At 66.8% G+C, this 25,524-nt stretch carries 17 protein-coding genes; 6 read left to right on the forward strand and 11 right to left on the reverse strand.

Annotated features, from left to right (window positions below; genetic code table 11):
• Positions 1-4 precede the first annotated feature (4 nt).
• Complete coding sequence (locus tag ACFCV3_RS13750) at positions 5-625, reverse strand: hypothetical protein (RefSeq protein ID WP_376029989.1); 621 nt, start codon at positions 623-625, stop codon at positions 5-7.
• A gap of 196 nt (positions 626-821) precedes the next feature.
• Between ACFCV3_RS13750 and ACFCV3_RS13755 the strand changes: the two genes are divergently transcribed.
• Together ACFCV3_RS13755 and ACFCV3_RS13760 are read left to right on the forward strand one after the other, a co-directional pair.
• Positions 822-3,233, forward strand: coding sequence for a penicillin-binding protein (locus ACFCV3_RS13755; protein WP_376029991.1), 2,412 nt, complete (start codon positions 822-824; stop codon positions 3,231-3,233).
• A gap of 83 nt (positions 3,234-3,316) precedes the next feature.
• Positions 3,317-4,570 (forward strand): aminotransferase class I/II-fold pyridoxal phosphate-dependent enzyme, encoded by a 1,254-nt coding sequence (locus ACFCV3_RS13760; RefSeq protein WP_376029993.1) that lies wholly within the window; start codon positions 3,317-3,319, stop codon positions 4,568-4,570.
• Here the strand turns inward: ACFCV3_RS13760 and ACFCV3_RS13765 are convergent.
• Complete coding sequence (locus tag ACFCV3_RS13765) at positions 4,559-5,068, reverse strand: PaaI family thioesterase (RefSeq protein ID WP_376029996.1); 510 nt, start codon at positions 5,066-5,068, stop codon at positions 4,559-4,561. The genes ACFCV3_RS13760 and ACFCV3_RS13765 overlap by 12 nt on opposite strands.
• 65 nt (positions 5,069-5,133) lie before the next feature.
• Here ACFCV3_RS13765 and ACFCV3_RS13770 point away from each other — a divergent pair, with 65 nt between their 5' ends.
• A complete protein-coding gene (locus ACFCV3_RS13770; protein WP_376029998.1) occupies positions 5,134-5,613 on the forward strand; it encodes a winged helix-turn-helix transcriptional regulator in 480 nt (159 codons plus the stop codon).
• Here ACFCV3_RS13770 and ACFCV3_RS13775 read toward each other — a convergent pair.
• The 3 genes from ACFCV3_RS13775 to ACFCV3_RS13785 form a co-directional block, all read right to left on the reverse strand.
• A complete protein-coding gene (locus tag ACFCV3_RS13775; protein WP_376030000.1) occupies positions 5,601-6,404 on the reverse strand; it encodes a trypsin-like serine peptidase in 804 nt (267 codons plus the stop codon). The genes ACFCV3_RS13770 and ACFCV3_RS13775 overlap by 13 nt on opposite strands.
• Before the next feature lie 183 nt (positions 6,405-6,587).
• On the reverse strand, positions 6,588-7,946 hold the full coding sequence (locus ACFCV3_RS13780; RefSeq protein WP_376030003.1) for a hypothetical protein: 1,359 nt from the start codon (positions 7,944-7,946) through the stop codon (positions 6,588-6,590).
• A 56-nt stretch (positions 7,947-8,002) separates the two neighbouring features.
• Positions 8,003-9,361 carry an NAD-dependent succinate-semialdehyde dehydrogenase gene (locus tag ACFCV3_RS13785; RefSeq protein ID WP_376030005.1) on the reverse strand — a complete coding sequence of 453 codons (1,359 nt, stop codon included), beginning with the start codon at positions 9,359-9,361 and terminating at the stop codon, positions 8,003-8,005.
• Positions 9,362-9,514: 153 nt separating this feature from the next.
• On the opposite strand from ACFCV3_RS13785, the gene ACFCV3_RS13790 reads away from it, so the two are divergent.
• The gene (locus ACFCV3_RS13790) at positions 9,515-11,611 is read left to right on the forward strand and encodes a M6 family metalloprotease domain-containing protein (RefSeq protein WP_376030007.1); all 2,097 of its coding nucleotides are present in this window, start codon (positions 9,515-9,517) and stop codon (positions 11,609-11,611) included.
• Between the two features lie 137 nt (positions 11,612-11,748).
• Positions 11,749-13,785, forward strand: coding sequence for a phosphocholine-specific phospholipase C (locus ACFCV3_RS13795; RefSeq protein ID WP_376030009.1), 2,037 nt, complete (start codon positions 11,749-11,751; stop codon positions 13,783-13,785).
• A gap of 10 nt (positions 13,786-13,795) precedes the next feature.
• Here ACFCV3_RS13795 and ACFCV3_RS13800 read toward each other — a convergent pair whose 3' ends face one another.
• The 5 genes from ACFCV3_RS13800 to ACFCV3_RS13820 are packed head-to-tail and all read right to left on the reverse strand — an operon-like array spanning position 13,796 to position 19,376.
• Positions 13,796-14,683, reverse strand: a complete 888-nt coding sequence (locus ACFCV3_RS13800; protein ID WP_376030011.1) for an ABC transporter ATP-binding protein — start codon at positions 14,681-14,683, stop codon at positions 13,796-13,798.
• Entirely contained in the window at positions 14,680-15,540 is an 861-nt protein-coding gene (locus ACFCV3_RS13805) for an ABC transporter ATP-binding protein (RefSeq protein ID WP_376030014.1), read from the reverse strand. Before ACFCV3_RS13805 ends, ACFCV3_RS13800 begins: the two co-directional genes overlap by 4 nt.
• The gene (locus ACFCV3_RS13810; RefSeq protein ID WP_376030016.1) at positions 15,533-16,408 is read right to left on the reverse strand and encodes an ABC transporter permease; all 876 of its coding nucleotides are present in this window, start codon (positions 16,406-16,408) and stop codon (positions 15,533-15,535) included. Before ACFCV3_RS13810 ends, ACFCV3_RS13805 begins: the two co-directional genes overlap by 8 nt.
• Before the next feature lie 5 nt (positions 16,409-16,413).
• Positions 16,414-17,511: an ABC transporter permease gene (locus tag ACFCV3_RS13815; protein WP_376030019.1), complete on the reverse strand. Its 1,098-nt coding sequence runs from the start codon at positions 17,509-17,511 to the stop codon at positions 16,414-16,416.
• A complete protein-coding gene (locus ACFCV3_RS13820) occupies positions 17,508-19,376 on the reverse strand; it encodes an ABC transporter substrate-binding protein (RefSeq protein ID WP_376030022.1) in 1,869 nt (622 codons plus the stop codon). The genes ACFCV3_RS13815 and ACFCV3_RS13820 overlap by 4 nt, the downstream gene beginning before the upstream one ends.
• Before the next feature lie 506 nt (positions 19,377-19,882).
• On the opposite strand from ACFCV3_RS13820, the gene ACFCV3_RS13825 reads away from it, so the two are divergent.
• A complete protein-coding gene (locus ACFCV3_RS13825; protein ID WP_376030024.1) occupies positions 19,883-21,646 on the forward strand; it encodes a DUF222 domain-containing protein in 1,764 nt (587 codons plus the stop codon).
• Positions 21,647-22,471: 825 nt separating this feature from the next.
• On the opposite strand, the gene ACFCV3_RS13830 is transcribed toward ACFCV3_RS13825, so the two are convergent.
• Positions 22,472-25,450, reverse strand: coding sequence for a sacsin N-terminal ATP-binding-like domain-containing protein (locus ACFCV3_RS13830; RefSeq protein WP_376030027.1), 2,979 nt, complete (start codon positions 25,448-25,450; stop codon positions 22,472-22,474).
• Positions 25,451-25,524 lie beyond the last annotated feature (74 nt).

The raw sequence follows: 25,524 nt of genomic DNA on the forward strand, positions 1-25,524 counted from the left end.
CCGATCAGCACCCGCACCACTTGGCCAGGGACTGGGTGGCCTTGGTCAGGACGGTGCCGAGCAGGACCCGGTCCTGCAGACGTCCGCCGACGGTGATCTCGGCGTCAGCGGTCTTGTTGCCGGAGAAACCGACGTAGCGGGTCGCGACCCAGCGGGTGGTCGAGCCGCTCCGGTAGGTGTAGACGAGCGTGGACACCCGCAGCGGTCCCTGCCCTGTCGTCGACTTCATCGTGCCGTTCTGCAGGCCGAGGATCTTCAGCCCCCGGGTACCTTTCAGCGCCTGCTGCTTGCGCAGCGCGGCGGTCGCGGTACCCGGGTGCGTGGCCAGCTCGGTATCGATCCGGATCATTCGCGGTACGGCGCGATCGGAGAAACGGCCCTCGCCGTTACCCAGCCTGGTGTACCTCCAGGACTTCGGCAGCACCGCCGAGGCGTGACACCCGTACTCCGGGTGACAGCCGAAGGTCCTGGTGCCGAAGGCCAGGGCCTGACTGTTGCTGGCAGCAACTACCCGGGCCGGCGCCGCTGCCTGGGCCGGCACCACCCCCGCGAGCATCAGCCCGGCGGTCCCCAGTGCGGCCAGGCCGATCAACGAGCGACGCGATGTGGTGATCAATCGCTTCATGCTTCTCCCCTTTGTTCGCTCTCTTAAGCAGTGAGACGCGGGTCACGTTCGGCCGGTTTGGTCACGGAGTGGCATGTCCGTTTCGTCACGGGGAAGTGAGAGCGTGACCACTTAGGGTGAGATTGCGGGTCAAATGTGTTAATTCCGTAACGTATGGCCTGCCGAAGCCCCCGGACCTGCCGTACTGTGCCGGGTCATGCACAGAAGTGAGCCGGCCCGCCCCGGTGTCTTCCGGTCGGTGCTCCTCTTTCTCCTGGTGAGCGCTCTGTCCGGCGCTCTCGTTGCCGGTCTGGCGCTCCCGCTGGCCGGCCTGGCCGGCGTGACCACACAGACGGCACACAACACCGTCCAGTTCCTCCCGCAGGACCTGGACATCCAGGCGACCCAGCAGAAGACGGTCATCCAGGCGGCGGACGGCTCGCTGATCGCGACCCTCTACAAGGAGAACCGGACCGACGTCCCGCTGAAGGCGATCAACCCGATCATGCTGAAGGCGATCGTGGCGATCGAGGACGACCGCTTCTACGAGCACGGTGCGCTGGACGCCAAGGGCACGCTGCGCGCGCTGCTCCGCAACCAGACCGCCGGCGGGGTGTCCCAGGGTGGCTCCAGCATCACCCAGCAGTACGTCAAGCTCAGCCTGATCGCGAAGGCGAAGAGTCCCGAGGAGCGCGCGGCGGCGACCGCCGACACCTACGAGCGGAAGTTCGCCGAGCTGCGCTACGCCATCGCGGTCGAGCGGAAGGTCTCCAAGGACGAGATCCTGCACCGCTACCTGAACCTCGCCTTCTTCGGCGGCCGCTCGTACGGCGTCGAGGCCGCGGCCCGGCACTACTTCGGGGTGCCCGCGTCGAAGCTCAACCTGCCGCAGGCGGCCCTCCTGGCCGGTCTGGTGAAGAACCCGGTCGGGTACGACCCGACCGACCACCCGAAGCGGGCCAAGGACCGCCGCGACACCGTGCTGGCGCGGATGCGTGACCTCGGCATCATCACCGCCAAGCAGGCCCGGGCCGCGATGAAGACGGCCGTCGTCGACCCGCGCAAGGTCCAGGTCGTGCCGAACGGCTGCGCGAACTCGAAGTACCCGTTCTTCTGTGACTACGTCGTGGCCAAGCTGAAGGAGAACCCGGTCTTCGGCCGGACCAAGGAGGACCGGGAGAACTACATCCAGACCGCCGGTCTGACGATCCGGACCTCGCTCGACCCGAAGCTGCAGGCCGCTGCTCAGAACTCCATCAACAAGCACTCCAAGCCGACCGACCAGGCGGTGGCCGCGATCACCGTGGTCGAGCCGAACACCGGTCTGGTGAAGGCGATGGCGCAGAGCAAGCCGTACGGGTTCAAGAAGAACCAGACGGCGTACAACTACAACGTCGAGAAGTCCTACCCCGGTGGGTTCGGCGGGTTCCAGAACGGGTCGACGATGAAGGCGTTCACCATCGCCGCCGCGATCCAGAAGGGCGTCCCGCTCAACTACCGGATCAACTCCCCGCAGATGCTCGACCTGAGCGGCCGCGAGTTCAAGACCTGCAAGGGTGTCGCCTCCGACGAGAACTACAAGCCGACGAACTCGACCCGCACGGTCCCGGACCCGTCGATGATCGAGGCGGCGCAGGCCTCGACCAACACCTACTTCCTGCAGCTGTCCGAGCAGGTCGGCCTGTGCCCGATCGCCACCCTGTCGGCCAAGATGGGGATGCGCGACGCACAGACCGAGCAGCCGCTGCTGCAGGTTCCGTCGATGACACTGGGCTCGGCCGGTCTGATCACGCCGATGATGCTGTCCAGCGCGTACGCGACGTTCGCCGCCCGGGGCGTGTTCTGCAACCCGCAGGTGGTGACCGCCGTGGCCAGCGTCCGCGGCAAGTCGATCGCGACGCCGGGCCGCAGCTGCAAGCCGGTGATGACCCCGCAGGTCGCGGACGGCGTCAACTACGTGCTGAAGCAGGTGATGGAGGGCAAGGGCACCGGTAGCAAGCTGAAGTTCGGCCGCAGCGACCTGGCCGGCAAGACCGGAACGGTCAACGAGAACAAGGCCGTGTGGTTCGCGGGCTACTCGTCGAAGTACGCGGCCGCCTCCGTGGTCGCCGACGCGGCGCCGCCGGCCAAGAACCTGATCGGCCAGATCTTCAACGGCAAGAAACTGCGCGACGCCTCCGGTTCCGGTACGGCGGGCCCGATCTGGGAGACCGCGATGCGCGGAGTCCTGGCCGGGCTGCCGTCGTCGAAGTTCGTCCAGCCGGACGAGAAGACCATCCGCGGCAACGTCAAGGACCTGCCGATGGTGAAGGGGATGACGCCGGAGCAGGCCACCGCCGCGCTCGTGGCGCTCGGCTTCAAGGTCTCGGTCTCCGACACCCTCGTCGACTCCGACGCGGTCTCCGGCACGGTCGCCTACACCAGCCCGCGGACCGAGGACGGCGCCCTGCCGGGTGCCATGGTCACGCTGTGGCTGTCCAACGGCAGCAAGGTGCCGTTGCCGCCCACCACTCCCCCGGTGACGCCGGGCATGCCGACGATCCCGGTCCCGCCACCCACGACCAAACCGCCGGGTGGTCCGGACTGCCCGCCGTGGGACCCGAAGTTCCCCAACTGCAAGCGTCGCTGACCCGTGGTATAGCGCGCTGTCGGATCGCACTAAGCTGTGCGTGACGATTTGCAGCGAAGGGAAATGTCGTGGGTGGTTCGGCCTTGACGGTGGAAGAGTTGACGGCGCAGCGGGACCGCGCCCAGGCGGAGTACGACGCGCTGGCCGCGAAGGGGCTGAAGCTCGATCTGACCCGCGGTAAACCGTCGCCGCGACAGCTCGATCTCGCCGATGCGATCCTCGGTGCGGTCGAGCGGCCGGTGGCTGCCGACGGGACCGACCTGCGCAACTACGGCGGGCTGAACGGGCTGCCCGAGCTGCGGGCGATCTTCGCCGCGGACCTGCAGGTGCCGGCCGACCAGCTGCTCGCCGCGGGCAACTCCAGCCTCGAGCTGATGCACGACGCGATCGTGTTCGCGCTGCTCGGTCAGGTGCCGGGCGCCGAGCGCCGCTGGGCCGACGAGGACGAGATCACCTTCCTGTGCCCGGTCCCCGGCTACGACCGGCACTTCGGGATCTGCGAGCGCTACGGGATCAAGATGGTCCCGGTCGCACTGACCCCGGACGGCCCGGACATGGACGAGGTCGAGCGGCTGGTCGCCGGTGACGCCTCGATCAAGGGCATCTGGTGCGTGCCGAAGTACAGCAACCCGGACGGGACGACGTACTCGGCCGAGACGGTACGGCGGCTCGCCGCGATGCCGACGGCTGCGCCGGACTTCCGGATCTTCTGGGACAACGCGTACGCCGTGCACCACCTGACCGACGAGCACGCGGAGCTGGCCGACGTACTGGCGCTGGCTGCCGAGCACGGGAACGCGGATCGCGTCTTCGTGTTCGGGTCGAGCTCGAAGATCACCTTCGCCGGGGCCGGGGTCGCGTTCTTCGGTTCCTCGCCGGCGAACCTGAAGTGGTGGGCGAGCCACACGGTCAAGCGCAGCATCGGCCCGGACAAGATCAACCAGCTCCGGCACGTGCAGTTCCTTCGCGACGCCGACGGGCTGCATGAGCACATGCGGCAGCTGGCCGGGCTGATCCGGCCGAAGTTCGAGGCGGTCGACAAGATCCTCACCGCTGAGCTCGGCGACACCGGGTTCGCGTCCTGGAACGCTCCGACCGGCGGCTACTTCATCACGCTGCGGGTGCCCGAGGGCTGCGCAGCGGACGTCGTCGCGAAGGCGAAGGCGGCCGGGATCGCGCTCACCCCGGCCGGCGCCACCCACCCGTACGGCGACGACCCGTCGGACAGCATCATCCGGATCGCGCCGACGTACCCGGAGCTCGACGAGCTCGAGACCGCGGTCGCCGGTCTGACGGTCTGCGTGCGGTTGTCGGCTGTTGAGAAGCTACTGAGCTAGATCGAAGATCAGGCAGGTGGACGTCGCGTGGGCAAGTAGCGTCCCGCGCTCGTCCACCAGCCTCGCTTCGGCGACCGCAGTACGGCGGCCGCGGCTGATGATCGAACCGGTGCAGCGCAGTTCGCCGGACTTCACGGTGACCGGCTTGATGAAGCGCGTGTTCAGGTCGAGTGACGTGTAGCCGACTCCGGCGGGCAGCGTCGAGTGGACCGTGCAGCCCGCGGCGGTGTCGAGCAGCGTCGCGATCACACCGCCGTGCACCGTACCGAGCGGGTTGTAGTGGTACTCCTGGGCCGGCATGAAGACCGTCACCTGGCCTTCCTCGACCTCGATCCCGGTCGCCCCGACCAGCTGCAGGATCGGCGGCGCGGGGATCTCGCCGTCGCGCAGCGCCTGCAGCATCTCGAGTCCGGACGTGCTGCCGACCCGGGCCGCGATCTCCGCCGGGTCCGGCCAGCTGAAGGTGCGGGTGCGGGTGCCGTCCTGGATTTCCGTCATGGGCCGAGCCTCACAGTCCTTGCTGGGTCTGTCAACGAGACTTAGGGCTCATTAGGATGCTCCCCATGTACAACGCGCTGGATTGGTCGGCGGACAACTGCCCGGTCGGCCGGACGATGGAGATCATCGGCGAGCGGTGGACGGTCGTCGTCCTGCGCGAGGTGTTCAACGGCGTCCGCCGCTTCGACGACATGCGGACCCGGACGGGCGTGCCGCGGCAGGTGCTGTCGAACCGGCTCGCGACGCTGGTCGACCACGGGATCCTGCAGCGAACGCCGTACCAGGAGCCTGGCGCGCGGCAGCGGTTCGAGTACCGGCTGACCGGCAAGGGGCGCGACCTGTACCCGATCCTGATCGCGATCCGCGACTGGGGTGACAAGTACCTGGTCGGCGAGGAGGGTTCACCGGTCGAGGTCACGCACCGCGAGTGCGGTGCGCTCGTGCACACCGAGGTCCGGTGCGCGGCCGGTCATCACGTGGCTTCACCACGCGACGCCGCAGCGCGTCCCGGACCCGGTGCGCACCGCAGGGATCAGCCTGCCTGAGCGGTGTTGTAGAGGTTCTGGGCGTCGGTGCCGAAGTACGGGCCGAACATCCAGGTCGGGATGAAGTTGATCTTGTAGCTGTTCACCGAGTTGACGATGCCGGCGCCGGTCGACTCGCTGAACTGGAGGAACCAGCCGCCTCCACTCGAGCCGCCGGTCATGTCACACGTCATGCCGAGGCCGTCCGAGATGAACGCGTTGAACACCTTGCCACTGCAGTAGATGAGCTTGGAGCCGTCGTACGGCGCCGCTGCTGGGTAGCCGAAGGCGTACATGTTCTGGCCGCGCGCCTGGTTGAACGCGATGCCCTGCCCGCCGACCACATCGGTCAGGTTGGCGCCGTTCAGCGGGTTCACCACCGCGGCACCGATGTCGTAGTTGATGTCCTCACTGGCCACCCACTGCGGGGTGGCATAGGTCTTCTTCGCGGTCCACGTCCCGTACGGCGTCGCGCCGTTGTTGTACGCCGGGACGAACACCCAGTTGGTGTGGAAGGCACCGTCGAGCTTCACGCAGTGCCCGGCCGTGACAACCGTGCTCTCGTTACCACTCGTCACCGCGGTCCCACTGCAGGACGCCGTACGGCCGGTGTAGGTGAAGAACACCCGGCCCTCGGTGGCAACAATCTTGCCGCCACCGGTCCACGCGCCTCCTCCGCTCGGGAACGCAGTCGGTGAGACGGTGGATGCCTTACCTGCAGCAACCGGAGCACTGATCCGCTGCTTGGGCGTCAGAAGCTGGTCGATCGGTACGGCGGATCGCATCCGCTCGGGGGTCCAGAAATTCGTCACCGCGGACTGCTGGGCCTTGGTGGTCGCTGCTTCATGTGTCGTTGACGGGCCGGCCGCAGTAGCGGTCGTGGCACCTGCCGTCAGGCAAGTAATCGCCAGTAGGGCGGGAAAAACAGGGCGGAATCGCATCGTGCACCTCACAGTGATTGGGCGGTCACATTAGGTGCGCGAAACGATAAGCCTTCAGGGCCGGACCAGCAACGGCTGAAACGCAGCTCGCACATTCGCGTCGCTGGGCTCGACCGGCGTCGAGATGGTCGAGCCGACCAACGGGAGCAGGCCGGAGGTGTCGGTGTAGACCAGCGGGCAGGCCTCGCCGTCGATCGCCACCTTGGCGTTCTTCACGAGCCGGCCGGTGCGCATCGCATAGATCTTCACCGGTACGACGACCTTCCGGAACGTGCGGTAGAACGTGTAGGTCTGGCCCTCACGGGTGTACGGACACGTCCTGATCGCCGGCCCGTCCTCCAGCGCGCCGGTACAGATCACCACCGAGGCGTTGGTCGGTACGTCGGTCATCCACTGCCTCGGCAACCGGGCGATGTGAGGGTTCGTCTCGCCGAGGAAGAGCGCGCGGTTCACCCCACGGCGGTACCTCGGCGCACCGCCGTACGCGGCCGGCTTGTCGCAGTACTCGCCGGCGTCGATCAGGTTGCGGATGTCGAGCAGTTGCACCTGCAGCGTGGCCACGACCAGCGCGGCCCTCGCCTTCGACGTGACGGAAGCCTTGGGGTACCGGGCGATCAGCTCCCGATACCGGTACGACGCCGCGCGCCACTGCGCCGCTTTGGCTTCGGACTGCGCGCACGCGAACTGGCTGCCGGGCACGAGGCCGTCGCCGACGGGACCCGCCTTGTCCAGCACGTTCTGGGTCTTCTGACGATCCCGCAGCCAGGTGGCGAGCTTGACGGTGTCACACGAGCTCTGCTTGGACAGGCTGCCGAGGTACTCGTCGAGCACCTTCTCCACGGTCTTGTCATGCCCCGGTTTCGCGAGCACCGCGGTGAGCTTCTCGAACTGCTCGGCCAGGAGGTTCGTGTGGCCGGGCAAGGTGCCTTGCAGCATGCGCGCGATCTCCTGCAGCTGGGCACACGCGTCGACGTCGACGTCGAGCCGATCGATACCCGCGGCATCCGCGATCCGATCGCCGTACCGGACCTTCTGCTGCGCAGCGGTGATGCCCGCGCAGTCTCCGGCGGCCCGCGCCTCGGCGACCTCGCGCTGGATGCCGGCCGCCTCGACCCGGAAGAAGACGCCCGTCAGCAAGACCGGGATCGTGACACCCAAGGCGATCAGCCGCTGCTCGCGTACGGATCGGGTCCCGGGCTTCCCTGCCGCAGTCCAGCCGTGCACCACGACCGCGACCCACCACACCGCCAGCGCGATCTCGCACCACAGCGCCTTCTCCACCAGCAACAACGCCACCAGGGCAACCGCCATCAGCTGCGCAGCGATCGCCAATCGCCAACGCCGCAACAACAGGTACCCGATACCCAGCAGCGACGCGTTCCCGACGGCAGCGGCCAACCGATCATCCCTCATACGGAAATTCTGGCCGCCGGTGAGCTGTCGTGACGCGCCGTGGCGTCAAGCTGCCATCAGAGCCGGATCGACTTGTGGTTCATGAACTCCTCGATGCCGGCAGGGCCGAGTTCGCGGCCGATGCCGGAGCGTTTGATACCACCGAAGGGGAGGTCGGCCTGGGAACCGCCGGCGCGGTTGAAGTAGACCATTCCGGCGTCGATGCGGTCCGCGACGCGACGCAACCGGTCCGGGTCGGTACCCCAGACGCTGGCGCCGAGGCCGAACGGCGTGTCGTTGGCGATCCGGACCGCATCGTCGTCGTCCTCGGCCTTGAAGACGATCGCGACCGGGCCGAAGATCTCTTCGTAGTAAGCGTCCGTGCCGGGTGCGACATCCGTGAGGACGGTCGCCTCCAGGTAGGCGCCGGGGCCGATGCGGCGACCGCCTGCTCGGAGCGTTGCGCCTTGCTCGACCGCTCGTGCCACCTGCCCCGCGACCTCGTCGGCGGCCGCGATCGAGGCGAGCGGCGGCAGTTTGGTCTCGGGGTCGGACGGGTCGCCGGGCACGTAGTACTCGGCGACGCGCTTGGTCAGGCGGTCGACGTACTCGTCGTACAGGTCGGCGAGCACGATGATCCGCTTGGGCGCGTTGCACGACTGACCGCAGTTCCGCATCCGCGCGGTCGCGGTGGCGTTGACCGTCTCGTCCATGTCCGCGGTGTCGAGGATGATCAGGGGATCCGAACCACCGAGCTCGAGCACGGTCTTCTTCAGGTTCTTCCCGGCCTCGGCCGCGACCGAGATCCCGGCCTGCTCACTCCCGGTCAGCGAGACGCCCATGATCCGGTCGTCGGCCAGGATCGCCGGGATCTGCCGGCTCGACGCGTACGTGTTCACATACACATCTCGTGGTACGCCGGCCTCGTGCAGGATGTCCTCGATCGCCTGCGCCGACCGCGGGCAGATCGACGCGTGCTTGAGCAGGATCGTGTTCCCCAGCACCAGATTCGGTGCCACGAACCGCGCGACCTGGTAGCACGGGAAGTTCCACGGCATGATCCCGAGCAGCGCCCCGATCGGCCCCTTGGTGATCACCGCCCGGCCGCCCTTCACCTCCAGCGGTTCGTCCGCGAGCAACGCCGGCCCGTGCTCCGCGTAGTACCGGAAGATGTCGACGACGATGCCGACCTCGCCCAGCCCTTCGTTGACCCGCTTCCCCATCTCCTGCGTCATGATCGCGGCGAGCTCCGCGGCCCGCTGTTCGAAGAGGTCCGCCGCCCGCCCCACGATCCCCGCCCGCTCGGCCACCGGCCGGTCCCGCCAGTCCGGGTACGCCGCATGCACCCGCCCGATCGCGTCGCGAACCTCCTCCGCCGTCGAGTTCGCCACTTCCTCAACCAGCACACCCGTCGCCGGGTCGGTGACCGTGTACATAGCTCCTCCATCCCACGCCGCCAATGCCCGGCCAGACTAACCACTGAACGACATACTGTATACAGTCATCTCATCTGTTGTGGTCAGGAGTGTTGTCAGGGCATGCTCGTGGCCGCACGTTGTCATGTCTCTTCGTCGATCGGATGCCCGCCCGTGTCTGAACCACGGAAATACCGAATCGCCCTGCGTGTGATCGCCCTGCTGGCCGCCATTTCGGCGCCGAGCCTGGCGCTTGCGTCACCGAGCGCTCCCCCGGACCCCGCGAACGCTTGGCAGTACCCGCATTGGCCGCAGCAACAGCCCTGGCAGGAGTCGGGGCCGGCGCAGCGGGTCGCTAATGCGGCGCCGGAGGGGTTGCCGGGGCCGATCGATCCGCAGAACTGGGAGAACCCGGACCACATGACGTGGTCCGACTACAAGAAGCCTCCGGGGACGAACTGGGCCGACCCGAACGTCAAGGGGTCGAAGCGCACGTTCAAGGGTGCGCTGGTGCTGCTCGACTACCCGAACCAGGACTTCGTCGTCACCAAGCCCAAGGGCTCGACGGTGTTCGGCAACCCGAGCGCGGAGGCGAACGGCGTACCGCGGGACCAGGTCGCGAAGTTCTACCAGAACTTCCTCAACACGCCCGGTGAGCTGAACCGCGGGCGCACGCTGCACGAGTACTGGATGGAAGACTCCGGCGGCCGGTACGGCGTCGACCTGACCGGGTTCGGGCCGTACCGGATGCCGGGGAAGTCGCACGAGTACGCCATGGAGATGCAGAAGCCGAGCGACTGCCCGGCCGGGGACAGCTGCAACAAGAACATCCGCACCGACGGCCGCGCCGCGTGGGTCGCGGACCAGGGCCCGGAGGTACCGGCCGGGTTCGACTTCGTGTTCTTCCTCAGCGCCGGTCAGGACGAGTCGTCGACCTGGCAGGAGTTCGGGTCGATGAAGTTCCCGACCAAGGAGGACGTCACCGACGAGTTCGGCCCGCCGGACCCCGCGCTCCCGAACTGGTCCAACACCCGGTACGTCGAGTGGACGTCCTGGGCCGCTGGTTCGACCATCTGGCCGAACGCCGGCGGTGGTTCGTCGACGCAGGCGGAGAGTTCCGGGATGGGCGTGTACGCGCACGAGTTCAGCCACATCCTGGGGATCGGCGACAACTACAACAACCCGTTCGGCATCCCGGCGCGGCGTGACTACAGCGGCCCGTGGGAGATGCTCAGCCGGGGCACGTTCAACGGGCCCGGTGGTCCGCACAGCCGGTGGATGATCCCGGCGACCGGTGGCGCCTCGATGGGCGCACAACACATGCTGCGCAACAAGATCAAGCTCGAGATGGTCGACGAGCAGAACGTCCTGCGGCTGTCCCGGGAGGCGCTCGCCGGCTCGGGCGTCGTGATCGCGGACGTCACCGCGCGGGCGGTCGACCCGGGTGCGAAGGGCCTGTCGGGCGTCAACATCCAGCTCGGTGGTGCCGGTGACCTCGCACCTGCTTGCGACACGTCGAAGGATCCGTTCTGCGACGGCCGCGGGTACAACAACTACACGGTCGAGGTCGTCGACCGGATGGGCACGGACTCGTTCACTCCCGACTCCGGCGTACTGCTGGCGAAGACCAAGAACCAGGACGCGGCGCCGTTCGAGTGGGTCATCGACGCCAACCCGCAGGACATCAACATGACCGACTACGTGCTGCCGGACGGCACCAAGGTCCCGATCACGATCGGCGACTACCGCCAGCTGTCGGACGCCCTCTTCCACGCGGGCACGAACTCGGGCAGCGAGTACGAGTACACCGACGCCGCCAACCGCCTGCACTTCTACATCACCAACGTACGGCGGGACCGGGCCGGCGTGCTCTCGTACACGGTCGCGATCCGCTCACTCGACGGTTCCGGAGCGCAGAAGCGCGGTGTCCGCGTGCAGCCGACCGTCGCCGTACCGGGTCGTTCCGGTGTGCAGACCTGCAACTTCAAGCTCACCAACACCGGCAAGGCCGGCGCTGCATCACAGCACCCCGAGGACGTCTCGGCGTACCTGAAGGGTGATGTCTACCGCCTGTCCGCCAAGGTGAACGGCAAGGACTGGGCAGTCTCCCTCCCCAACGCCCTCACCACGGCCGACGCCGGCCGCCACGTCACCGTCCCCGTCCACACCAAGGCCGGCAGTGCCCCGGTCGCCAAGGTCACCCTGACGGCGAAGTCGGAGAGCGATCCGTCCAAGACCGCCACCGCCACCTGCGTCGCCATCAAGCGCTGATCATAATGGCGTGAAACTGCGTATATAGAGACAGTAAAGTTCATCTTCCGTCGGTTAATCGTTCAGGTTAGGGTGCGGGCGATGCAGTGCTGGTGTTTGACACTCCATCCGCCCCACCCGTCCGACAGGAGACACGCATGCCAGACATCAATCGCCGCAGGTTCCTGCAACTGGCCGGCGCCTCGGCCGGTTTCGCCGCGATGGCCAACAGCATCGAGCAGGCCGCCGCGATCCCGGCGCAGCACCGGTACGGCGATATCAACGACGTCGAGCACATCGTCGTACTGATGCAGGAGAACCGGTCGTTCGACCACTACTTCGGCACGATGAAGGGTGTTCGCGGCTTCGGTGATCCGCGGCCGGTGGTGATGCCGAGCGGCCGGCCGGTGTTCTACCAGCGCGACAAGGCCGGTAAGGAGGTCCCGCCGTTCCACCCGGACGCGGACGACCTCGGGCTGCAGTTCCTGACCGGCCTGCCGCACAGCTGGCCGGACGGGCACGCGGCGATCAATCGCGGCAACTACGACAACTGGATTCCGGGCAAGGGCCACGTCGCCACGATGGCGTACCTGACCCGCGAGGACATGCCGTTCCACTACGCGCTCGCGGACAAGTTCACGCTCTGCGACGCGTACCACTGCTCGTTCATCGGCGCGACCGATCCGAACCGGTACTACCTGTTGAGCGGTTACACGGGTAACGACGGCACCGGCGGCGGTCCGGTTCTCGGCAACGACGAGCTCGGCTACGGCTGGACGACGTACCCGGAGCGGCTTGAGCAGGCCGGTGTCTCCTGGAAGGTGTACCAGGACATCGGCGACGGGCTGGACGCGGCCGGCAGTTGGGGCTGGATCGAGGACGCCTACCGCGGCAACTACGGTGACAACTCGTTGCTTTACTTCAATAGTTATCGCAACGCCAAGCCCGGGGACCCGCTCTTCGAGAAGGCCCGCACGGGGACGAACGCCAAGGCCGGTGAGGACTACTTCGGCCAACTGCGCGCCGACGTCAAGGCGAACCGGCTCCCGAAGATCTCCTGGATCGCGGCGCCCGAGGCGTTCAGCGAGCACTCCAACTGGCCGACCAACTACGGCGCCTGGTACATCTCCCGCGTCCTGGACGCCCTCACCTCGAACCCTGAGGTGTGGAGCAAGACCGCGCTCTTCATCACCTACGACGAGAACGACGGCTTCTTCGACCACGTGGTCCCGCCGTTCCCGCCGGCCGACGCGAACCAGGGTCTGTCCACGGTCGACGTCGGCCCCGACAACTTCCCCGGTGACAAGCGGTACGGCGCCGGCTCGTACGGTCTCGGGCCCCGGGTACCGATGATCGTGGTCTCGCCGTGGAGCACCGGTGGCTACACGTGTTCCGAGGTCTTCGACCACACCTCGGTCATCCGCTTCATGGAGAAGCGGTTCGGCGTCGAGGAGCCGAACATCTCGCCGTGGCGCCGGGCGATCTGCGGCGACCTCACCTCCGCCTTCGATTTCGGTACGGCGAACAGCCGGCCGGTCCCGCTCCCCGACACCTCGGACTACGAGCCGCCGGACAACGAGCGGCACCCGACCTACGTGCCGACGTCGCCCCCGCTCGGCGAACTCCCGGCGCAGGAACGCGGCTCCCGCCGTACCAGGCCGTTGCCCTACGCATCCATCGTCGACGGCGCCGCGGCCGGCGGCCGCTACACGCTGACGTTCTCGTCCGGTGCCAGGGCCGGTGCGCAGTTCCTCGTCACCGCGTACAACCGCACCGACGGCCCGTGGACCTACACGACCTCGGCCGGCAAGACGCTTTCTGACAGCTGGAACGCAACGGCGTACGGCGGCGTCTACGACCTGACCGTGCACAGCGCGAACGGCTTCCTCCGTGCCTTCAAGGGCAAGCCCGCCACGGCTCTGGAGATCACCGCCCGCGACACCCGCACCGGTGACGTCAAGCTCACCTTCAGCACCGACGTCGCCCGCAAGGTCACCATCACCAACGCCTACGGCGGCACGCCCAAGACCCTCAACCTCAAGCCCGGTCAGACCACTCACCTGATCACCACCACCCGCCGCTGGTACGACGTCACGGTCACGACTCCGACCGACACGTCGTACCAACGCCGCTTCGCCGGCCACGTCGAGACCGGCGTACCGGGCCTGAGCGACCCGGCCATCCGCACGGTCTGAACCGTCCGAGTCAGATGATTGGAGCCTCCGGCGCCGGGGCGGCCTTGGCGTCGGCACGCTCCTGTTCCTCGAGTTCGTCCACGGTGATGCGGTTCGTCCAGCGCCGGTCGGGGTCGGGTTGCGGGATCGAGTCGAGGAGGAGCTTGGTGTACGGGTGGGACGGCTCGTGCATCACCGTGGACACGGGACCGCGTTCGACGATCTCGCCCTTGGTGATCACCATGACCTCGCCACCGAGGTAGTAGACGGTGGACAGGTCGTGGGTGATGAAGAGCGTGGTCATGCCGTGCTCGCGCTGGAAGTCGAGCAGGATGTCCAGGAAGTGCTTGCGGACCTGGGCATCCAGCATCGAGACCGGTTCGTCGGCGATGATGAACGACGGCCGCAGCATGTGGACCCGGGCCAGCATGATCCGCTGCCGCTGACCACCGGAGAGCTGATGCGGGTAACGCCCGAGAACGTTCTCGGGCTCGAGACGCACCGCTCTCAGGGACTCCTCGATCAGCTCCAGGCCCTTGGAACGGCTCTTGGTCAGGCCGAACTTGTTCACGGCTTTCCAGAGCACGCGATCAACGCGGTAGAACGGGTTGAAGATCGCGTAGGGATCCTGGAACACCGGTTGTACGTCGCGCCGATAGGCGTCGTACTCGGCGCGGCTGAGCTTGAAGATGTCCTTGCCGCCGTAGAGAACCGTTCCCGAGGTCGGTTTCTGGAGACCCAGCACGTTCCGGGCGATCGTGCTCTTGCCACTGCCGCTCTGGCCCACCAGGCTGACGACCTGCGGCGGCTGGGCCGCGAGCGTGAAGCTCACGTCGTCGACCGCGGTGATGTAGCCGGCGGCGACCCCACGGGCGTGAAACCGTTGCTGGACATTGCGAAGCTCGAGTTCCGACTTCACGATGTTCTCCTTCCGACCTGCGGAATCGACTCGATCAGCTGCCGGGTGTAGGGGTCCTGTGGATCCTTGAACACCTGCCGTACGTCGCCGACCTCGACCAACCGGCCTTCGTACATGACCGCGACCCGGTCGGCCAGCTGCGCGTGCACGCCCATGTCGTGCGAGATCACCATCAGCGTCACCCCGAAGTCGGTGCGCAGATCGGCCAGCGACTGCAGGATCACCCGCTGGATCGTCACGTCCAGAGCGGTGGTCGGCTCGTCCGCGATCACGAGATCAGGTTCCAGAGCTACAGCGATCGCCATCAGCACCCGTTGCTTCATCCCACCGGAAAGCTCATGCGGGTACATCCGAGCAACGCGCGGCTCGAGACCCACCTGACTCAGGAGACGCGGGATCAGCTCACCGAGTGAGTCCTTGCGCGCCGGAGCGTGTTCCAGGATCACATCCTTGAACTGGTCCTGAACGCGCATCACGGGATTCAGCGAACTCATCGATCCCTGCGGAAGATACGAGAGAGCGCTCCACCGCAGTACCCGGAGCTCCTCGCCGTTCACCTTGAGCAGATCCACCGGCGATCGCCCGGCCGGGTGGAACATCACCGACCCGCCCGTCACCTTCCCCGGCGGTTTCAGCAGCCGCAGCAGCGCCACGGCGAGCGTGCTCTTCCCGCTGCCCGACTCCCCCGCGATCCCCAGGATCTCGCCCCGGCGGACGGCGAGATCCAGCCCACGCACAGCCTGGACATCGCCACGGCTGGTCGAGTAGGTGACGTCGAGACCCTTGATCTCCAGCACCGAACCGGAGTCGCTCGCGGTCCCCTTGTGCTTGGCGGACTCCTTCACCGATTCACTCACCGGCCACTCCCCTCAGCCGTGGGTTGTAGACCTCTTCGAGCCCGATGTTCACCATGTTCAGCGCAGCGAACAGCAAGGTCAGCAGCACGATCGGGACCACGAACATCGGCCAGGCGCCCAGCGTCAGCGCCCCGGTGTTGATCGCGTTGAAGATGATCTGCCCGAGATCGATCACGCCCCCGGGACCGAGCCCGATCACCTCGAGCCCGACCAGCCCGAAGATCGCGCCCAGCGCCGACGACGCGAACCCGACGCCGATGAACGGGAGCAGGTTCGGGAGCAACTCGGTCGTGATGATCTCGAGATCACGGGCCTTGCTGACCCGGGCCAGATCGACGTACGGGCGAGAGCGCAGACTCAGCACCTGCGCGCGGATCGTCTTGGCCGCGAACGGCCAGGAGAAGATCGAGATCATCACGCCGACCTGGAAGAGACTCACGTTCTTGGCGTACGCAGAGAGCGCGATCAGCAGCGGGAACGTCGGGATCACCAGCAAGATCCCGGTGAACGTGGACAGGATCCCGTCGATCCAGCCGCCCTTGTAGCCGGCCACGAACGCCACGATCACGCCGACCACGGTCGAGATCACCCCGGCGATCGCCCCGATCTGCAGCGACACCGAGAGCGCGCTCACCACCATCGCCAGCACGTCACGCCCGAACTGGTCGGTCCCGAGCAGATGATCGGGCCCGGGAACCAGCCACCGCTCGTACGCCGCCAGTTCCAGCGGATCCGTCGATCCGCCGATCCCCTTCACGATCAGCGGACTGAACACCGCGATCAGCACCATCACCAGCAGGATCGCCAGCCCGATCGCCAGCCGCGGGCTGTTCCGGATCGTCCGCAGTACAGCTGTCAGGATTCTCATGAGCATCACTTCCAGTACTTGACGCGCGGGTCAAGCAACGGGAGGAGGAGATCGAGCAGGAGGACGGCGGTCAGGACGGAGAAGATCGCGATATCCGTGACGCCGAGGATGGTGTTGAAATCGAGTTGCTGGATCGCGGTCACCAGCGTCGTCCCGAGACCCGGATAGTTGAACAGCTGCTCGACCAGGACGTTGCCGTTGAAGATGAAGCCGAGCGAGATGCCGAACGCGGTGACCTGCGGCAGGTAGCAGTTGCGCAACGCATACCGGGTCAGGATCCGCCACGGCTTGAGCCCCTTGGCTTCGGCGTACACGAGATAGTCCTCGCCGAGAACGGGCACCATCAGCATCCGCGTCGACAGGATCCAGCCGAAGGTCCCGATCAGCACGATCGACAACCCTGGTAGCAACCCGTACTTGAGCAGGCTGCCGATGAAGGCGAAGCTGAAGCCAGGATTGATGTTGGAGTCGTACGCCGAGCGGGCCGGTAGCCAGCCCAGTGAGTACGCGAAGATGTAGACCAGGATCAGCGCCACGAAGAAGAACGGGACGTGCGAGAGCGCGATCGACAGGTTCGTCATGATCCGCGACCCGAGCTTGCCGCGCCGCCAGCCCGCGACCGCGCCGAGCGCCAGCCCGAAGATCCAGGACAGTACGGCGGCGATCCCGAGCAGACCGATTGTCCAGGGCAACGATCGCAGGATCACGTCCTGGGCCGGGGTCGGGTAGCTGATCAGCGACGGCCCGAGATCACCATGCAGGATCAGTTTCTTCATGTACACCAGGTACTGCGAGAGCAGGTTCCCGTCCAGGCCGAACTCGGCCCGGTACCGGGAGATGATCTCGGCCGACGCCTGCTGGTTGTAGATGTAGTTCTGCTGCAGGCTCTGGATCAGCGTCTGGATCGGGTCACCGGGCATCAGGCGGAAGAAGAAGAACGCGATGGTGAGCGCGCCCCACAGCTCCACGAGGTACAGCCCGAACCGGCGAACGGCGTACGCCGCCAACGGGTGCCGCGACATCCAGGCCCGCACCCCCGACGCCGGGGATGCGGATTCCTGGCTGTTGCCTGTAGCAACCGCCGGCGGGGCCTCCGCCGTCACGCCGGCCCCTTCTGCCCGGTGGGCTTGACCTTGGCCATGATGAACATGAAGTGCTGCCACCAGTTCAGCGGCACCTCGTACAGGTCCTCGTCGGTCGGCCAGCCGGTCCAGAAGGCGGTGTTGAAGTACGACGGGTAGCCAGTCTGGATCACCGGCAGCAGCGGGAGATCCTGGAAGTAGATCTCCAGGGCCTGCTCGAGCAGCGGCTTCGCGTCCGGCGCGGTCGGGTCCATCGCCGCGAGCTTGCGCGACAGCTCGTCGAACTTCGGGTTCCGGTAGCGCATCTTGTTCTTGCCCGCGGCGTTCTTGCCGATCGGCTGCGCCCGAGTACTCTCCCAGTCGGCGTACAGCTGCGCAGGGTCGAAGGAGATCCCGGCCCAGTTGGCGTCGATGTCGTACTCACCGCGCTCGAACTTCTCCCCGTGCACACTGCCGGACAGACTGCGCAGCGTCGCCGGTACGCCGACCTTCGCCAGCTCGGTCTTGAGCACGTTGGCGATCGCGTACTCACCACCGTCGACCGGGGAGGCGGTGATGATCTCGAGATTGACCTCCTTGCCCTTGTACGCCCGCTTCCCGGCAGCGTTCTTCGGGCAGATCTCGTCGAGCAGCTCGGTCGCCTTCTGCGGGTTGAACTCGAACTTGTACTTGTTCGCGATCTCGTCGTTCTTCCACTTCTCGTTGGTCGGGTAGTCCGCCCAGGGGTAGATCGCCGGCGGCACCTCGACCGGCCAGATCGACTTGCCGATCTTCTCCCGATCCAGGCAGTAGTTGATCGCCCACCGCATCTTCGGCTCCGAGATGACACCGCGCGACGGGTCGCAGTTCAGCCACAGCACCCGCGGGTTCGGGTCGTTGAACTGCGTGGTGACCAGGTTCGGGTAACCGGTGTTGCGCAGCTGCTTGGCATGCTGCTCGTCGATCGAGCCGACGTCGAACTCGGCCCGCTCGAAGGCGAGCGCGGCCTGGTCGGCCTGTTTCGACGTGCTCTGGTAGACGACGTACTGGGGGCCGACGTCGAGTTTGGCCTTGTTCCAGTAGTTCGGATCCTTCTCCCAGACGAACATCTTCTGGTTCCGGATCGCCTGCTTCAGCTTGTACGGACCACTCTTGACCGGCGGGTTGTTCTTGAACTTCGTCGGGTCCTGCGACTTCCAGATGTGCTCGGGCATGATGTCGAACCCGGCATAGATCGCGGAGATGAAGTTGTAGTGGAACCGGGGCGTCGCCTTGGTCAGCTTGATCACCGCGGTCTGCGCGTCCGGAACCTCGACGTCCTTGACGAACTCCTTCAGCTCACCACCGCCACCGAACAGCTCCGGCCGGTCCCGCAGCAGCATCACGGTGAACTTGAAATCGTTCGCGGTGAGCGGCTTCCCGTCACTCCACTTCGCCGCCGGATCGAAGGTGATCGTCAGCTCGGTGTTGCCGGCGTTGTACTTGTACCCGGTGGCCAGCCAGGGCGTCAGCTCACCGGTCGCGAAACTCAGGTAGAACATCGCTTCGCGGCACATCTCGTAGCCACCGCTACCCGGCGCGCCGTTCGGGATCAGGTTGTTGAAGCTGTCGAAGACGGTGAACTCGACCTGCCCGACGATCAGCGTCTGGTCCCGCGGCGTCGGGATGTTGGCCTTGCCGATCTGGACCGACTTGGTCGCGACAGGCTTGTCGTTGGCAGGCTTGTCCGAGTACGAACCACCACCGGAACACGCGGCCAGCAGACCGGTCACAGCCGCCGCGGCACCTCCGCCGACCAGACTGCGGCGGCTGAGCTGGTAGCGGACGACCTCGGCGACGTCTTCGAACTGCGGGCGCGGCCCTTCGTTGCTGGTGGGCGCGGTGTTCCTGTCAGGGACTGTGTTCATGACGAAAGTCACCTCAGTTTCCGTTGCGTTGACCACGGCATCACCGACCGAGAGGTGCCACGGACTATAAGTAGCGTTGACAACGTTGGCAAGAGTTCATTGCCACGTTGCAAAATTGACGCCAAACCCGCAGATCAGTCGATATACCAACCTCTGACAACGATGTTTCGCTGTCCGTGACGATGGCGACAGAGGGATCCCGCGTGACGGTGACCGAAACCGGCCAATCCGAAGAGCTCAAGGCCTGCCCCGACTACGCCACGTCACTCCGCCAGGTCGCAGTCCTCCTCGTTCGCGCGCGCCGTTCTCGCAGTCAGCCAGCGCGATCATGCGCCGGCGAATCGTGGAATCGCCCGACGCAACGAGCCACTCAGCACCCTCGCCGCTAGGAAGATGCATGTGGGCAAGTTGAGTGAGCAACCAGCCCACAAACAGCCCACACATCCCTTGTATATAAGGGGTTCTGAGCTCGGAAACTGTCGGTGGCCATGTCTAGGCTTTGAGGCATGGAGATCTTGGCGATGCCCCCGGTGTACACCCAGAGCGGCAGCGAACTGCTGACCGCTCTGGACACCCTGCAGGCCGCCAAAGCTCTGTTGAAGACTTACGAGTTGCAGGTGCTGGGCCGGCTGGACGAGATGGGCACCGCGGCCGAGCTGGGTGCGCGTGACACGGTCGAGCTGGTCTCGGAGCGCTACCGCCTCGACCGCGCCGAAGTCCGCAAAGACCTCGCGTTCGCCGACCGCTTACGCAAGTACCCGCTCGTGGCCGCCGCGCTGCCCGACCCGACTGATCCATCTCGCCCGGCGGTCGTGTCTCTCGAGCTGGCCAAGATCATCGTGACCACCTTGGAGAAGGCGCCCTCGAATGTTCCGGTCGAGACTCTCGCGGTCGCCGAAGAACAACTGATCAACGCCGCCCGCATCTCCAACCCCCGCCAACTCACCGCATTCGCCCACACAGTCCTCACCAGACTCGACACCGACGGCCCCGAACCCGCCGAAGACCAAGCCGCCGCGAAAGAATCACTACGGCTACGGCAGACCGAAGGCGGCGTCAAGTTCTCCGGGTTCCTGGCCGGTGCCAGCGGCGAACAATTCCAGACCCAGATCCACCAACTGTCCAAACCCCACAAAACCATCGACGGCGAACGAGACCCACGATCCCTCGAACAGCGGCAAGCCGACGCGCTGAAGGTCACCATGGACGCCGCCGCCGGCAACCCCGACTACCCCGGCGTCCCCCACCTGACCGTCACGATCGACTTCAACGACCTCAAAGCATCCCTCGCCGCTGCCCCGGCCGCCTTCGGCGGCAACCCGACAGACCTCGCAGACCCGGCTGCGGGTTCGGAGGGTCCGGAGGGCGGGGTTGGCCGGTCGGGTGCGGTGGGTGAGCTGGTGTTCGGTGACAACCTGTCCGCCGGCGCCGTCCGGCTCCTCGCCTGCGACGCCGCCGTCCTGCCCATCGTCTTGGGCGGCGATTCCCAGCCTTTGGATGTCGGCACCGAACAACGCTTCGTCAACCGCTACATCCGCCGGGCGTTGAACAAGCGGGACAAGGGCTGTGTGGTGTGTCAGGCACCGCCGTGGATGTGTCACGCCCACCACGTCATCCACTGGGCCGAGGGCGGTCCGACCAGCCTGCAAAATCTCGCGTTGCTGTGTGCGGCTCACCACCGCGCGGTCCACAACGGCCAGTGGGCGATCTCGATCACCGCGACCGGCGTTCAGGTCACCCGCCCGTCCTGGGCCGACCCGCCACCCGACCCCGACCCCGCCATCCTCGCCGCCCTCATCGACTGGGTGACCCCTGCCCCCACCGATGCTCCCAGTGACACCGGCACAAGTGCCGGTGCCAGCGGCAACGGAAACGCCAATCCCAGCCCAAGCGGCGACAGCCCCAGCAGCGTCGGTGCCAACACCGATGCCACCCCCACCATCTCTAATGCGAGCAGCGCGAGCGCCGACTGCTGGGATACACGCACGGCCAACGCCAGCAGCCCCGTCGCGACCAAGGCCGGTGCGATCCGGGCAGATGCCATCAGCTCGGGTGCGAGTCGGGCCAGCCTCAATGATGTCGATGCCATTTGGTCCGGTGTCAGCAGCAACCCGACTCACGAGCAGCCGGACCGCCTCCCCGCCGCCAGCACCCTCCCCAACCCCGCACTAGCCGCCACCCGCGAAGCCCTCCGAACCCACCTAACCTCCCTAGCCCCCAACTACACCGACCTCTGGTCCACCAACACCACCCCAACCGCCGGACCATAAACCCCACCACCCACCGTCCACCAACACCACCGCGGCAGCCGGCCCCAGGCCGGCCCGCGGACCTACCCATGCCCAACCACCGCCACCACAACCCGGACTATCAAAACCATGACCCCCACACCCATAACCCACACCCCAACCTGCCCGGCGAGCCCTTCCCAATGATCCGCATCACCCGAACCCGACGACATGGCTCCCCCGCCAGCTTGGAGAAGTCCCAGCCACCACGGGACGCAGCAGCCTCAGACCACCAGCAGACACCAACAGATCAGCCGCAACCCCAGCGACGAGCCAGCCGCACCCCGAACATCCCAAGGCGTCAACCAGAGCAACGAGTCATCCATAGGCCGCATGATCCCGGCGCAGCAACCACAGCCCGTCAGCCCCAAGCGACCGGAGACCGGTCGCCCGCAGCAACCACGCCCCTCAACCATCGCATCGCCCAGCCCTCCGCCCTCTGGCCGGCCGCGGCAGCGACCAACCACCATGGACGCCACCAGCCGAGTCGACACCCCCGGCCTGAGCCCAGCAGCAGCAACAGCACCAACGGGCCCATCGGCAAGGCCGCCTGAACCCAAGCGCGGCAACCGCAGCAACGGATCAGCCGCAAGCCGTGTGAGCCCGGGCGCCAACCGCAGCCCGTCGGCCCCAGGCGACGAGGGGGGCGGTCGCCTGCAGCAACCATGCCTGTCAGCCATCGCATTACCCAGCCACGCTGTCTTGGGCGGCCGTAGCGGCGGTCGACCAGTGTGGACGTTGTCGGTTTGCTGTCCACGCAGGTTGGTTAGGCGGGTGATGGATGTGTTTGGTCCGCAGTGGTTGGGGCTAGTCGTAGGAGGCGTCGGTGAGGAGTTCGGAGGCTCGGTCGGGTTCGTTGAGGACGGCGCGGATGACGTGGCGGCGGTCCCAGCGAGTGCTGGCCCAGGCCAGGGCTTTGGCCAGGCCGTCGAAGGTGGCGGCGTGTGGGGCGCCGTCGGCGTCGACCCACCAGGAGACCTCGACGCCGTCGACGGTGAGTTCCTCGTGCTCCCACCACAGGTCGGGGACCTCGGGGACGAGTTCGCGGACGAGCTCCGGTACGTCGGCCGGTGTGCCGGTGCTGTCGATCTTGCCTTCGGCAACTTCTTGGGCGAGCGGTACGTCGAGCAGATCGCTCAAGCCGTCGGCCGCGGCTCCGGAAGCAACCACGAATCCACCGAGATCAGCGCGCTGCAGCCACATCGGGCTGTCCGCGACGACTGCTGCATCAGCCTCGACCACCTCGGTCCAGCCGTCCTCGCCCAGCACGCGAACATGCTCTGGAGCTTCACCGGGAAACAAAGGCAACGTCCCCAGCTGCCGCCAGAAACGCAAGAGAGCGCTCTCTGAGATCTCCTGATCCGGATCGGCCAGACGCTCCAGCACCAGGCTGATCCCGTCGGCGTCGAGATCGCCCACCTCACGCACCAGGCCTACCGCTGAACGGATCTCAGGATCGAGATCACGGGTCCACTCGGGCGCCTCGTCCAGAAACGCCGCGAGAACATGATCCGCCTCGGGATCAGCCCGGCCGGCCAGCGGTTCACCGTCGTTCAGGAGAACGCGTTCTCTGATCCACCACGCGGAATACGACGGTACGCCGAGCGGCCGGTCGTCCGGGCCGACCACGCGGACCTGAGTCACGAGAGCACGGCGTAGCTCGGGAACGGTTCCCAAGATCGCGAGAACGCGCGGCCAGGCGTCGTCCTTGACCCAGTCGAGATCGCGGATCGCGGTGAGTTCGCCGACGGTTGCGCCGTACCGCGAACCGTCCGGCGCCACGTCGTACGCCCAGTCCTCGATCGCATCCAGATCCTTGAGAGCCTCCGGCAACCGGTCCAGAGCGACGTCTGAGGACGTGATGGTCCCGAGAGTCGCGAGTACGCCGACCGCCGCCAGCGCGGGCAGTCCGTACCTCTCGACGACCGCGGGATCGATCGGCGCGACCTCCTCCTCGTCAAGCACCGCCTCGGCGTCGGACCCGGGGACCACGAGAGCGTTTGCTGGGACCAGCTCGCCATCGACATCACGCAGTACGAGATCGGACAGCCACCAAAGGCCCTCGGCCTGCGCCGGGTCGGTCGCCACCAGACTCAGTACGGCGTGCGCGACCGCATCCGGGTCGTCTGCCTCCGCGGAGTGCTCGACGACGGTCCGGACGGCGCTGTCTTCCAGCAACGAGCGTGGTGATGCCGGGATCGCGCCCAGTCGCTCGAGCGCCGGGTTCACGGCGGCAGGGTGGACGACGCGAACGCCGTACTCGCCGAACTCAGCGAGGACATCAACAGGAAGCTCCGGACCGGGCAGCAACAGGGCGCGCGCACCGCGGACGAGACGGCCGTCGGCGAGTGGAACCGGCAACGTACCAAGGGATTCGCGCAGGAGTGCGTCCGTCACCATGCCGGAGAGCGAGCCGTAGAGAGCGCTCCACCACTCCGGCGACTCGTCAGCCGCGGCGGTCCCGAGCTGATCGACTACCTCGGCCAGTTCCAGCCGGCGCACTCCAAGTGCATCCAGCGCGAGCCGATCCTGCCGAGCCGCGCCGATGAGCCCCGGGACGATCGGTGCCAGCACCCGGTTGAACGCCTCATCAGCACCTTCGACCACCACCGCATCCCGAGGTCGCAACAGAGACCCGTCGTCCACCGCACGCAAGATCGGCGTTCCCGGCAGAACCGCGAGAATCGCCTCCCGCAACGCCTGGTCCAGTACGCCGGCCGCCAGCCCCGTGGGTACCAGCGGCAATACGTTCTGGTCGGGGCGCTCAGCGCGTTGGCGGACGAGTTCGGCGTAGGCCGTGGCAGCCTCGCGGACCAGGCGGTCTGTCAGCGGTCCCTTTGCGACGTGGCGGCGGGTCGGGTCCAGCGGGAAGCTTGCCAGCAGCAACGCGGGCAGAGAGAGCGCTTCCTCGGTCGGGGTCGGCGCCTGGACGACGTTCGGGAGAACGGTCGCGGGATCGCGCGGGAGCGCCCAGAGCACGGAATAGTACGGCCGAGAGCGCTCTTCGATGGGCCGATCAGCAAGGAGCTGTTCGCGTTCTCCGGCGTCGAACGTTCCCGCGATCCGGTGGATCCACCAGCGAGATCCCGCGTTCTCAAGAACGCGCGTCTCCTCCGCGTTCTCGAGAACGATGCTCTCGAGACCAGGGAGCGCGAGCAACAGCGGATCTCCGGCCTCGGCCAGCAGACGACTCACGAGAGCAGCCACGGCCTCGTCGCGCAGGGGCAGGATCACCGCGGTGTCGTAGCCGGTCGGCGGTTCGCCCTCGGCCTCGAACGGCAGTCGCAAGACCGGTACCTTGCCGTCACGCCGCCGTACCTCGGTGTCGAGCCCGGCCTCACCGAGTGCTGCGATCGCTGCAGCGGTATCGGCCTTGGAGAACCTGACCCCACCGGTCCGCGACAAGATCACCGGCTCATCGCTCACCGCGAGAACGGCAGCGAATCCGACCCCGAACCGTCCAACGGCAGACTCGTCGGAGTCGCGCTTGGCCGAGGCCCGCAGCGTTGCCAGGGACTCGACACCTTCCGCCGACAACGGCGTACCGGTGTTGGCGACCACGAGCGTGTTCCCACGGAACTCGAACAGCACCCGGCCCGGGACACCGGCCCGAAGTGCTGCATCGGCGGCGTTCTGGGCGAGCTCGACGACCAGGCGGTCGACGTACCCGCCGAGAGCAAGATCTTCCTCCGCGTTCGCATCCTCCCGGAACCGCACGGGCGCTGCGGACCAGCCTGCCAGGACGCGTTCGCGGATCCCGGCCGTTCCGAACACATCGTCGCTCACGCGGTGCAGTATGCCGGGGCGTGGGCCGACCGGTACGGCGAGGGTGCCCGCCGGGGCGCGGTGATCTGCCCCGG

The organism is Kribbella sp. NPDC056345, assembly GCF_042262745.1.
In the GTDB taxonomy this organism is placed as follows: Bacteria; Actinomycetota; Actinomycetes; order Propionibacteriales; family Kribbellaceae; genus Kribbella.

What these genes read in the sequence shown, in the direction of transcription:
- ACFCV3_RS13770 (WP_376029998.1), top strand. Translation starts at nt 5,134, where the DNA reads ATGTACAACGCGCTGGATTGGTCGGCGGACAACTGCCCGGTCGGCCGG.
- ACFCV3_RS13755 (WP_376029991.1), top strand. Translation starts at nt 822, where the DNA reads ATGCACAGAAGTGAGCCGGCCCGCCCCGGTGTCTTCCGGTCGGTGCTC.
- ACFCV3_RS13765 (WP_376029996.1), bottom strand. Translation starts at nt 5,068, where the DNA reads ATGACGGAAATCCAGGACGGCACCCGCACCCGCACCTTCAGCTGGCCG.
- ACFCV3_RS13750 (WP_376029989.1), bottom strand. Translation starts at nt 625, where the DNA reads ATGAAGCGATTGATCACCACATCGCGTCGCTCGTTGATCGGCCTGGCC.
- ACFCV3_RS13780 (WP_376030003.1), bottom strand. Translation starts at nt 7,946, where the DNA reads ATGAGGGATGATCGGTTGGCCGCTGCCGTCGGGAACGCGTCGCTGCTG.
- ACFCV3_RS13795 (WP_376030009.1), top strand. Translation starts at nt 11,749, where the DNA reads ATGCCAGACATCAATCGCCGCAGGTTCCTGCAACTGGCCGGCGCCTCG.
- ACFCV3_RS13825 (WP_376030024.1), top strand. Translation starts at nt 19,883, where the DNA reads ATGGAGATCTTGGCGATGCCCCCGGTGTACACCCAGAGCGGCAGCGAA.
- ACFCV3_RS13785 (WP_376030005.1), bottom strand. Translation starts at nt 9,361, where the DNA reads ATGTACACGGTCACCGACCCGGCGACGGGTGTGCTGGTTGAGGAAGTG.
- ACFCV3_RS13810 (WP_376030016.1), bottom strand. Translation starts at nt 16,408, where the DNA reads ATGAGAATCCTGACAGCTGTACTGCGGACGATCCGGAACAGCCCGCGG.
- ACFCV3_RS13820 (WP_376030022.1), bottom strand. Translation starts at nt 19,376, where the DNA reads ATGAACACAGTCCCTGACAGGAACACCGCGCCCACCAGCAACGAAGGG.